Below are 11490 nucleotides of genomic sequence, written 5' to 3'. Positions count from 1 at the left end.
GGTCAAACCGTTGGTGAGGTGGTGTTCAACACCGCCATGACCGGCTATCAGGAAATCCTTACCGATCCTTCCTACGCCCAACAGATCGTTACCCTGACTTACCCGCACATCGGCAACACCGGTACCACGCCGGAGGACGCCGAGTCTGACCGCGTCTGGTCTGCTGGTCTGGTGATTCGTGACCTGCCACTGGTTGCGAGCAACTGGCGTAACACGATGTCCCTGTCCGATTACCTGAAAGCCAACAACGTTGTGGCAATCGCCGGTATCGACACCCGCCGCCTGACACGCATCCTGCGTGAAAAAGGTGCGCAGAACGGCTGCATCATGGCTGGCGACAACATTTCCGACGAGGCTGCGATTGCAGCGGCGCGCGGCTTCCCGGGCCTGAAGGGCATGGATCTGGCGAAAGTCGTCAGCACCAAAGAAAGCTACGAATGGCGCTCGACTGTCTGGGATCTGAAAACCGACAGTCACGCGACAATCGAAGCCTGCGAACTGCCGCATCACGTGGTGGCTTACGACTACGGCGTCAAGCTGAACATCCTGCGCATGCTGGTCGAGCGCGGCTGCCGCGTGACCGTGGTGCCGGCACAAACTCCGGCCAGCGAAGTCCTGGCACTCAAGCCGGACGGCGTGTTCCTGTCCAACGGCCCGGGTGACCCGGAGCCTTGCGACTACGCGATCCAGGCGATCAAGGACATCCTCGAAACCGAGATTCCGGTGTTCGGCATCTGCCTCGGTCACCAGCTGCTGGCCCTGGCCTCTGGCGCCAAGACCCTGAAAATGGGTCACGGCCACCACGGTGCCAACCACCCGGTTCAGGATCTGGACACCGGCGTCGTCATGATCACCAGTCAGAACCACGGTTTTGCGGTAGACGAAACGACCCTGCCAGGCAACGTTCGCGCGATCCACAAATCGCTGTTCGACGGCACCCTGCAAGGCATCGAGCGTACTGACAAGAGCGCGTTCAGCTTCCAGGGTCACCCTGAAGCCAGTCCTGGTCCGAACGATGTGGCGCCGCTGTTCGATCGCTTCATCAACGAGATGGTCAAGCGACGCTAACCGCTGGCCTTGAGCATGTAGCGAGAAGTCACCGAGGGTGGCCCCGGTAACCCGGCGGCCCCTGAAGGACTTCAGAGATTGATCAAGACGGCTTCTCCTTGGGGATTGCCGTCGGACCTGCGGATTTGAGTGACTACCCATGCCAAAACGTACAGACATTAAAAGCATCCTGATTCTCGGCGCTGGCCCGATCGTGATCGGCCAGGCTTGCGAATTCGACTACTCTGGCGCCCAGGCCTGCAAAGCCCTGCGCGAAGAGGGTTACCGCGTCATCCTGGTGAACTCCAACCCGGCCACCATCATGACCGATCCGGACATGGCCGACGCGACCTACATCGAGCCGATCAAGTGGCAGACCGTTGCCAAGATCATCGAAAAAGAGCGTCCAGACGCACTGTTGCCAACCATGGGCGGTCAGACAGCTCTGAACTGCGCACTGGATCTGGAGCGTGAAGGCGTTCTGGAGAAGTTCGGCGTTGAAATGATCGGTGCTAACGCCGACACCATTGACAAGGCTGAAGACCGTTCGCGCTTCGACAAGGCGATGAAGTCCATCGGCCTGGATTGCCCGCGCTCCGGTATCGCTCACAGCATGGAAGAGGCCAACGCGGTCCTCGAAAAGCTGGGCTTCCCGTGCATCATTCGTCCATCCTTCACCATGGGCGGCACCGGTGGCGGTATTGCTTACAACCGTGAAGAGTTCGAAGAGATCTGTGCCCGCGGTCTGGACCTGTCGCCGACCAAAGAGCTGCTGATCGACGAATCGCTGATCGGCTGGAAAGAGTACGAGATGGAGGTTGTCCGCGATAAGAAGGACAACTGCATCATCGTTTGCTCGATCGAAAACTTTGACCCAATGGGCGTGCACACCGGTGACTCGATCACCGTTGCTCCGGCACAAACCCTGACGGACAAGGAATACCAGATCATGCGTAACGCCTCGTTGGCGGTACTGCGTGAGATCGGCGTTGAAACCGGCGGCTCCAACGTTCAGTTCGGCATCTGCCCGGACACTGGCCGTATGGTCGTGATCGAGATGAACCCGCGTGTATCCCGCTCTTCGGCGCTGGCCTCGAAAGCCACTGGTTTCCCGATTGCGCGTATCGCTGCCAAGCTGGCGATCGGCTACACCCTGGACGAGCTGCAGAACGAAATCACCGGCGGCGCTACTCCTGCGTCCTTCGAGCCGTCCATCGACTACGTCGTGACCAAGCTGCCACGCTTCGCCTTCGAAAAGTTCCCGAAAGCCGACGCCCGCCTGACCACTCAAATGAAGTCGGTCGGTGAAGTCATGGCCATCGGCCGGACCTTCCAGGAATCCCTGCAGAAAGCTCTGCGCGGTCTGGAAGTAGGCGTTTGCGGTCTGGACGAGAAGCTCGACCTGAGCAATCCGGAAAGCATGAGCGTGCTCAAGCGCGAACTGACCGTGCCGGGTGCCGAGCGTATCTGGTACGTGGCTGACGCTTTCCGTGCCGGTATGAGTGTCGAAGACATCTTCGGCATGAACATGATCGATCCCTGGTTCCTGGTGCAGATCGAAGATCTGATCAAGGACGAAGAGAAGGTCAAGACCCTGGGCATGTCCAGCATTGACCGCGACATGATGTACCGTCTCAAGCGCAAGGGTTTCTCCGATCAGCGTCTGGCCAAGCTGCTGGGTGTGACCGAGAAGAGCCTGCGTACTCACCGTCACAAACTGGAAGTGTTCCCGGTCTACAAGCGCGTCGACACCTGCGCGGCCGAGTTCGCCACTGATACCGCTTACCTCTACTCGACCTACGAGGAAGAGTGTGAAGCCGCGCCGTCGGGTCGCGACAAGATCATGATTCTGGGTGGCGGTCCTAACCGTATCGGCCAGGGCATCGAGTTCGACTACTGCTGCGTGCACGCGGCACTGGCGCTGCGCGAAGACGGGTACGAGACCATCATGGTCAACTGCAACCCGGAAACCGTTTCCACCGACTACGACACCTCCGATCGTCTGTACTTCGAGCCAGTGACCCTGGAAGACGTGCTGGAAATTGTTCGCGTCGAGAAGCCAAAAGGCGTGATCGTTCAGTACGGCGGCCAAACTCCGCTGAAACTGGCGCGTGCTCTGGAAGCCGCGGGTGTGCCGATCATCGGCACCAGCCCTGATGCCATCGACCGCGCTGAAGACCGTGAGCGCTTCCAGCAAATGGTTGAACGTCTGAACCTGCGTCAGCCGCCGAACGCCACCGTGCGCAGCGAAGACGAAGCGATTCGCGCTGCCAGCAAGATCGGTTACCCGCTGGTAGTGCGTCCGTCCTACGTATTGGGCGGTCGGGCGATGGAAATCGTCTACGAAGAAGACGAACTCAAGCGCTACCTGCGTGAAGCGGTTCAAGTGTCCAACGACAGCCCGGTGCTGCTGGACCACTTCCTCAACTGCGCCATCGAAATGGACGTGGATGCGGTTTGCGACGGCACCGACGTGGTGATCGGCGCGATCATGCAGCACATCGAACAGGCGGGCGTTCACTCCGGTGACTCCGCGTGCTCGCTGCCGCCGTACTCGCTGCCTGCACATATCCAGGACGAGATGCGTGAACAGGTCAAGAAAATGGCCCTGGAACTGGGCGTGGTCGGCCTGATGAACGTTCAGTTGGCGCTGCAAGGCGAAGACATCTACGTCATCGAAGTCAACCCGCGTGCTTCCCGTACCGTACCGTTCGTGTCCAAGTGCATCGGTGTTTCCCTGGCAATGATCGCGGCTCGCGTGATGGCCGGTAAAACCCTGAAGGAAATCGGTTTCACCAAAGAAATCATTCCTAACTTCTACAGTGTGAAAGAGGCGGTGTTCCCATTCGCCAAATTCCCTGGCGTTGACCCGATCCTCGGCCCAGAGATGAAGTCCACCGGTGAAGTAATGGGTGTGGGCGACACCTTCGGCGAGGCCTTTGCCAAAGCCCAGATGGGTGCCAGCGAAGTGCTGCCGACCGGCGGTACTGCCTTCATCAGCGTGCGTGACGATGACAAGCCACTGGTTGCAGGCGTAGCCCGTGATTTGATCAACTTGGGCTTCGAAGTGGTCGCCACTGCCGGCACTGCCAAGCTGATCGAAGCAGCAGGTCTGAAAGTGCGCCGTGTGAACAAAGTGACCGAAGGTCGTCCGCACGTGGTCGACATGATCAAGAATGACGAAGTCACGCTGATCATCAATACCACTGAAGGTCGTCAGTCGATCGCTGATTCGTATTCCATTCGTCGTAATGCCTTGCAGCACAAGATCTACTGCACTACCACCATTGCTGCTGGCGAAGCTATCTGTGAAGCGCTCAAGTTCGGTCCGGAAAAAACCGTACGTCGCTTGCAGGATCTACATGCAGGATTGAAGGCATGATCAAATACCCAATGACCGTTCAGGGCGCGAAAGCCTTGGAAGAAGAACACGCTCACCTGACCAAGGTCGTCCGTCCGAAGCTCAGCCAGGACATCGGTACGGCCCGCGAGTTGGGTGACTTGAAGGAAAACGCCGAATACCACGCTGCTCGCGAGCAGCAGGGTATGGTCGAGGCGCGGATCCGCGACATCGAAGGCCGCATGCAGAATGCGGTGATCATCGATGTCACGACCATTCCTCGCACCGGCAAAGTGATTTTCGGCACTACAGTCGAGATCGCCAACGTCGAAACGGATGAAAGCGTCACCTACCACATCGTGGGCGAGGATGAGGCTGACTTCAAACTCGGCAAGATTTCCGTCAGTTCGCCACTTGCTCGCGCCTTGATTGCCAAGGAAGAGGGTGATGTGGTGGCGGTCAAAACGCCTAGCGGCGTTATCGAGTACGAGATTGTCGAAGTCCGCCATATCTGAAGGCAAGCGCCTGCTTCGTGCGGGCGCCATGCTTTGGCAGCTGACTCAGATGTTATGGGTTGGCGGCCTGTGGTTGTTGCACATCGGTCTGCTGCCGGTGCTGGGTCGGATTGGCCTGGCACCGCTGCTGATCGAAGAAATTTCAAGCATGCTGAGTGCGCTGCTGGTCGGGTTTTCAGCGGCGTGCATTACTTTTCAGGTTTTGGTGCTGGTTCAGGCCAAGGGCCTTATCAGTCTATGGCGCGATATTCGCGGGCAACTGCTGCTGATGGCGCTGTGCGCGAGTGCGATGTACTTCGTCGTGCGAATCGACTGGCCGGATGCGCAGCATTGGTTGTTGTTCAGCTATCTCGTGCTGGGGTTTTCCGGGCTGCTGCTGGTATTGCAGCCGGTGCCGGGATGGGGTGGCAGGGTGCGCGAAGCACACCCTTGACCCGTATCATCACTTGAAGCGATGGACGTTCGACAGCTGCTTGTTTACGCTGAAGTTCTTCCGGTAAATCAGTGCCATCTTGCCGATGACTTGTACCAGATCCGCCTTGCCGGCCTTGCACAGTTCTGCAATGGCTGCCAAGCGCGATTCGCGGTCGAGGATACTGAGTTTGATCTTGATCAGCTCATGATCGCCCAATGCGCGTTCCAGTTCGGCTAAAACACCTTCAGTCAAACCGTTGTCAGCCACAGTCAAAACTGGTTTCAGATGGTGGCCAATGGATTTGTACTGTTTCTTCTGCTCTTGAGTGAGCGGCATAATCTGACCCCTGCGTCTGATCTTGTAAAAAGCGGCGGCCAGTTTACCCGAGCGAGTCCGGGACCGCCCAGTTAATCGCGACTCGTTTATTTTTTGAGGTGGCCCGTGGCCCGTTCCAAGACTAGCCTTAACTGGCTGAAAGAGCATTTCAACGACCCGTACGTCAAAATGGCGCAAAAAGACGGGTATCGTTCGCGTGCCAGCTACAAATTGCTGGAAATCCAGGAAAAGGATCGCCTGATCCGTCCAGGCATGACCGTAATCGACCTCGGCGCAGCGCCGGGTGGCTGGTCGCAAGTGACCAGTCGTCTGATTGGTGGCCAGGGTCGTTTGATCGCATCCGACATCCTGGAAATGGACAGCATCCCCGATGTGACCTTCATTCAGGGCGACTTTACCGAGGATGCGGTGCTGGCTCAGATCCTCGATGCGGTCGGAAATACGCAGGTGGACCTTGTGATTTCCGATATGGCCCCCAATATGAGTGGATTAGCAGCTGTGGATATGCCGCGGGCGATGTTCCTCTGCGAGTTGGCCCTGGATCTCGCCGGTCGGGTTTTACGGCCCGGCGGCGATTTTTTGATCAAGGTCTTCCAGGGTGAAGGCTTCGATGAGTACCACAAGGACATCCGCAAGCTGTTTGACAAGGTACAGATGCGCAAGCCTTTGTCATCGCGTGACAGGTCCCGCGAGCAGTACTTGCTGGGGCGTGGCTTCCGTGGACTCGAAGGTTCCGAGAGCGTCGAACGTTTCTAATAGGGTGATAGGTTTTTTTGTATCGCTTTACAGATCCAGCATAGCGAATATTGTAGTAGTCAATGTTTCACAAAGGGTTACAGACGGCGCCTGCCAGAGCCGTAGGTAATGTAGTAAGTTAGGCCGGTGAATATCATGCGAAGCGCGCGCCAGTAGCGGAGCTTGCTTCAGAGGGTAGTTAATTGAACGATATGGCAAAGAATCTGATCCTGTGGTTGATCATCGCGGCTGTCCTCGTGACGGTGATGAACAACTTCTCCAGCCCTAACGAGCCGCAGACCCTCAACTATTCCGACTTCATCCAGCAGGTCAAGGATGGCAAGGTCGAGCGCGTAGCCGTGGACGGCTATGTCATTACTGGCAAGCGCAATGATGGCGACAGCTTCAAGACCATTCGTCCGGCCATTCAGGACAACGGTCTGATTGGCGACCTGGTGGATAACCACGTAGTCGTTGAAGGCAAGCAGCCTGAACAGCAGAGCATCTGGACTCAGCTCCTGGTTGCAAGCTTCCCGATCCTGGTAATCATCGCCGTCTTCATGTTCTTCATGCGGCAGATGCAGGGTGGTGCCGGTGGCAAGGGCGGACCGATGAGCTTCGGCAAGAGCAAGGCACGCCTGCTCTCCGAAGATCAGGTGAAAACTACCTTGGCTGACGTTGCCGGTTGCGACGAAGCCAAGGAAGAAGTGGGTGAGCTGGTCGAGTTCCTGCGTGATCCGGGCAAGTTCCAGCGTCTGGGTGGTCGCATTCCTCGAGGCGTGCTGATGGTGGGTCCACCGGGCACCGGTAAAACCCTGTTGGCTAAAGCCATTGCTGGCGAAGCCAAAGTACCGTTTTTCACCATCTCCGGTTCCGACTTCGTCGAAATGTTCGTCGGTGTAGGTGCCAGCCGTGTTCGCGATATGTTCGAACAGGCGAAAAAACACGCTCCATGCATCATCTTCATCGATGAAATCGACGCTGTCGGTCGTCATCGTGGTGCTGGCATGGGCGGTGGTCACGACGAGCGTGAACAGACTCTCAACCAGTTGCTGGTAGAGATGGATGGTTTCGAAATGAATGACGGCATCATCGTCATCGCCGCAACCAACCGTCCTGACGTACTTGACCCTGCGCTGTTGCGTCCAGGCCGTTTCGACCGTCAGGTTGTCGTTGGTCTGCCGGATATTCGTGGTCGTGAGCAAATCCTGAAAGTCCACATGCGCAAAGTGCCAATGGGTGATGACGTCGCTCCAGCGGTGATCGCTCGTGGTACGCCTGGTTTCTCCGGTGCCGACCTGGCCAACCTGGTGAACGAGGCTTCGCTGTTTGCTGCTCGTACCGGCAAGCGCGTTGTAGAGATGAAAGAGTTCGAACTGGCCAAAGACAAGATCATGATGGGCGCTGAGCGCAAATCGATGGTCATGTCCGAGAAAGAAAAGCAGAACACCGCTTATCACGAAGCGGGTCACGCTATCGTTGGCCGTGTGGTGCCTGAGCACGATCCGGTCTACAAGGTCTCGATCATTCCGCGCGGTCGTGCGCTGGGTGTGACTATGTTTCTGCCGGAAGAAGATCGCTACAGTCTGTCCAAGCGTGCGTTGATCAGCCAGATATGCTCGCTGTATGGCGGCCGTATTGCTGAAGAGATGACCTTGGGCTTCGACGGTGTGACCACCGGTGCGTCGAACGACATCATGCGTGCCAGCCAGATTGCGCGGAACATGGTCACCAAGTGGGGCTTGTCGGAAAAACTCGGTCCTTTGATGTATGCCGAAGAAGAAGGCGAAGTGTTCCTCGGTCGTGGCGGTGGTGGTCAGCACGCCAGCTTCTCGGGCGAGACCGCCAAGCTGATCGACTCCGAAGTGCGCAGCATCATTGACCAGTGCTACGGCACGGCCAAGCAGATCCTGACGGACAATCGCGACAAGCTCGACGCCATGGCCGACGCGCTGATGAAGTACGAAACCATTGATGCCGAACAGATCGACGACATTATGGCTGGTCGCACACCGCGTGAGCCTCGTGACTGGTCGGGCGGCACCGGTACTCCTCCTGTCGTACAGGAAGAACGTCCGCAAACCCCTATCGGTGGCCCGGCCGCCGACGTCTAAGGTTTGAAATGACTCTTGTACAGTCCTCAACCCGGTTGCCTTGCGGCAGCCGGGCTCTTGATTTGGCCCATACGCATGTCATGGGCATTCTCAACGTCACTCCCGATTCCTTCTCCGATGGTGGTCGCTTCAGCCAGCTCGATGCTGCTCTGCGACACGCTGAGGCGATGGTGGCTGCCGGTGCAACCCTCATTGATGTAGGTGGTGAATCGACCCGGCCTGGTGCGCGGGCGGTCTCCCCGCTTGAGGAGCTCGAGCGCGTGGCGCCGATCGTCGAGCGGATTCATCGCGAACTTGATGTGATTATCTCGATTGATACCTCGACGCCCGCGGTCATGCGTGAAACCGCGCGCCTGGGGGCCGGTCTGATCAACGATGTGCGTTCGCTGCGTCGAGACGGCGCTCTGGATGCAGCGGCGGCCACCGGATTGCCAGTGTGTCTGATGCATATGCTTGGTGAGCCGGGAGATATGCAGGACAATCCGCACTATCAAGACGTGACGAAAGAGGTCGGCGATTTCCTTGCCGAGCGCATGGCGCAATGTTCGGCGGTTGGTATCCTGGCCGAGCGGATCATTCTTGATCCCGGCTTCGGTTTTGCGAAAACCTTGCAGCACAATTTAAGCTTGTTCAAACATATGGAGGCTCTGCATGCCTTGGGGCGGCCTCTGTTGGTTGGGGTTTCGCGAAAGAGCATGATTGGTCAGGCATTGAATCGCCCGGTCGGAGAGCGCCTGCATGGTGGTCTGGCTCTCGCGGCACTGGCTACGGTCAAGGGCGCTCGCATATTGCGCGTGCATGATGTAGCCGAAACGGTGGATGTGGTGCGAATGATCGCAGCAGTGGAATCGGCCGAATAAGAATGATGGAGCACTTATGACTAAGAAGTATTTTGGCACTGACGGCATTCGCGGTCGGGTCGGTCAATACCCGATTACTCCTGACTTCATGCTCAAGCTCGGCTGGGCTGCGGGCATGGCGTTTCGCAGTATGGGTGCGTGCAAGGTGCTGGTTGGCAAGGACACGCGAATCTCTGGCTATATGTTCGAGTCAGCGCTTGAGGCCGGGCTTACTTCGGCCGGTGCCGATGTAATGCTGCTGGGGCCGATGCCGACACCGGCTATCGCCTATTTAACGCGTACTTTTCATGCTGAAGCCGGCATTGTCATCAGTGCATCGCACAATCCTCATGACGACAACGGCATCAAGTTCTTCTCCGGGAAGGGAACCAAGCTGCCGGATGAAGTCGAGTTGATGATTGAAGAGTTGCTCGATACGCCGATGACAGTGGTCGAGTCGAACAAGATCGGCAAGGTTTCTCGAATCAATGACGCGTCGGGCCGCTACATCGAGTTCTGTAAAAGCAGTGTGCCTACCGGTACCAGTTTTTCGGGTATGAAGATCGTTATCGATTGTGCGCATGGTGCTACCTACAAGGTGGCTCCGAGTGTTTTTCGTGAATTGGGTGCTCAGGTCACGGTGCTTTCCGCTTCGCCTGACGGCCTGAACATCAACGACAATTGTGGTTCTACCCATATGGGGCCACTTCAGGCAGCCGTATTGGCCGAACAAGCCGATTTGGGTATCGCCTTCGACGGTGATGGTGATCGGGTCTTGATGGTTGATCACACGGGCGCGGTCGTCGACGGTGACGAGTTGCTGTTCATCATCGCCCGCGATTTGCATGAGCGTGGCAAGTTGCAGGGGGGCGTGGTCGGAACCCTGATGAGCAATCTGGGGTTGGAATTGGCCCTGGCGGATCTGGCGATTCCTTTTGTGCGCGCCAACGTTGGGGATCGTTATGTGATCGCCGAGCTATTGGAGCGCAACTGGTTGTTGGGCGGTGAAAACTCCGGCCATGTCGTGTGCTTCAGTCATACCACTACGGGTGATGCGATTATCGCTGCGTTGCAGGTGTTGATGGCGTTGAGGAGGCGCTCGGAAGGCCTTGCGCAATCGCGCCAGGCGTTGTGCAAGTGCCCTCAGGTACTGATCAATGTCCGTTTCGATGGTGGCGTGAATCCACTCGAGCATGCGGCTGTCAAAGAAGCCAGCGAGCGCGTCACCAAGGCTATGGCAGGGCGTGGTCGCGTGTTGTTGCGCAAGTCTGGCACAGAGCCGCTGGTGCGGGTCATGGTCGAAGGCGAGGACGAAACTCTGGTTCGTGGTTACGCTGAAGAGCTGGCAAAACTGGTTGCTGAAGTTTCTGCCTGATTTCGGCTTGCCAGTAATGATGTGGTTGGGTAACATCTGCGCCCACTTTGACCGACGAGGTACAGCATGCGTCGCCCTATGGTAGCTGGTAACTGGAAGATGCACGGTACCCGCGCCAGCGTCGCTGAGCTGATTAACGGCCTTCGTCATCTGGCCTTGCCGAGCGGTGTTGATGTCGCGGTATTCCCGCCTTGTTTGTATATCAATCAAGTGATTGATGGCTTGAAAGGCAAGTCGATTTCGGTCGGCGCACAGAATTCTGCGGTAGAAGCCATGCAAGGTGCATTGACCGGTGAGATTGCACCGAGTCAGTTGGTGGATGCAGGTTGTTCCCTGGTGCTCGTTGGGCACTCTGAGCGTCGCCAGATCATCGGCGAGCGTGATGGGGCACTGAATCGCAAGTTTGCAGCGGCACAGGCATGTGGCTTGATTCCGGTGTTGTGTGTAGGGGAAACCCTCGAGCAGCGCGAAGCCGGAAAAACTCTTGAGGTTGTCGGGCGTCAGCTGGGCAGCATCATCGAGGAGTTCGGTGTTGGTGCATTTGCAAAAGCAGTAATCGCTTACGAGCCGGTCTGGGCCATTGGCACCGGGCTGACTGCTTCGCCGCAACAAGCGCAGGATGTGCATGCAGCCATTCGAGCGCAGTTGGCGGCAGAAAATTCTGAAGTCGCACGAGGTGTGCGGCTTCTATACGGCGGCAGCGTGAAGGCGGCCAATGCGGTCGAACTGTTCGGCATGCCGGATATCGATGGGGGGCTAGCCCCCCATCGATAT

10 protein-coding genes are annotated in these 11490 nt (G+C 57.4%); 9 read left to right on the top strand and 1 reads right to left on the bottom strand.

From position 1 onward, the window contains the following. From carA to ACIPIN_RS28385, 4 genes are all read left to right on the top strand, one after another. Positions 1 to 1068, top strand: a 1068-nt coding sequence (gene carA / locus ACIPIN_RS28400; protein ID WP_401124706.1) for a glutamine-hydrolyzing carbamoyl-phosphate synthase small subunit, incomplete at its 5' end; no start/stop codon positions are given. Between the two features lie 139 nt (positions 1069 to 1207). Beyond that, entirely contained in the window at positions 1208 to 4429 is a 3222-nt protein-coding gene (gene carB / locus ACIPIN_RS28395; protein WP_401124704.1) for a carbamoyl-phosphate synthase large subunit, read from the top strand. Further along, positions 4426 to 4902 carry a transcription elongation factor GreA gene (gene greA, locus ACIPIN_RS28390; protein WP_401124701.1) on the top strand — a complete coding sequence of 159 codons (477 nt, stop codon included), beginning with the start codon at positions 4426 to 4428 and terminating at the stop codon, positions 4900 to 4902. The genes carB and greA overlap by 4 nt, the downstream gene beginning before the upstream one ends. Positions 4903 to 4930: 28 nt before the next feature. Beyond that, positions 4931 to 5335: an MFS transporter gene (locus tag ACIPIN_RS28385; protein ID WP_401124708.1), complete on the top strand. Its 405-nt coding sequence runs from the start codon at positions 4931 to 4933 to the stop codon at positions 5333 to 5335. Positions 5336 to 5344: 9 nt separating this feature from the next. Here ACIPIN_RS28385 and ACIPIN_RS28380 read toward each other — a convergent pair whose 3' ends face one another. Next, complete coding sequence (locus ACIPIN_RS28380) at positions 5345 to 5653, bottom strand: YhbY family RNA-binding protein (protein WP_019691785.1); 309 nt, start codon at positions 5651 to 5653, stop codon at positions 5345 to 5347. A 105-nt stretch (positions 5654 to 5758) separates the two neighbouring features. On the opposite strand from ACIPIN_RS28380, the gene rlmE reads away from it, so the two are divergent. The 5 genes from rlmE to tpiA all read left to right on the top strand — a co-directional run. Further along, positions 5759 to 6409 (top strand): 23S rRNA (uridine(2552)-2'-O)-methyltransferase RlmE, encoded by a 651-nt coding sequence (gene rlmE, locus ACIPIN_RS28375; RefSeq protein ID WP_401124698.1) that lies wholly within the window; start codon positions 5759 to 5761, stop codon positions 6407 to 6409. Between the two features lie 191 nt (positions 6410 to 6600). Beyond that, positions 6601 to 8502 (top strand): ATP-dependent zinc metalloprotease FtsH, encoded by a 1902-nt coding sequence (gene ftsH, locus ACIPIN_RS28370; RefSeq protein ID WP_123424209.1) that lies wholly within the window; start codon positions 6601 to 6603, stop codon positions 8500 to 8502. An 8-nt stretch (positions 8503 to 8510) separates the two neighbouring features. Beyond that, positions 8511 to 9362, top strand: coding sequence for a dihydropteroate synthase (folP, locus tag ACIPIN_RS28365; RefSeq protein ID WP_401124695.1), 852 nt, complete (start codon positions 8511 to 8513; stop codon positions 9360 to 9362). Between the two features lie 16 nt (positions 9363 to 9378). Beyond that, positions 9379 to 10716 (top strand): phosphoglucosamine mutase, encoded by a 1338-nt coding sequence (glmM, locus tag ACIPIN_RS28360; protein ID WP_401124692.1) that lies wholly within the window; start codon positions 9379 to 9381, stop codon positions 10714 to 10716. A 66-nt stretch (positions 10717 to 10782) separates the two neighbouring features. Further along, positions 10783 to 11490: triose-phosphate isomerase (tpiA, locus tag ACIPIN_RS28355; protein WP_401124690.1), on the top strand; the 708-nt coding region annotated here is incomplete at its 3' end.

It is taken from the genome of Pseudomonas sp. NPDC087697, from assembly GCF_044743155.1.
Lineage (GTDB): Bacteria > Pseudomonadota > Gammaproteobacteria > Pseudomonadales > Pseudomonadaceae > Aquipseudomonas.
This window is presented reverse-complemented; position numbering and strand designations above follow the sequence as displayed.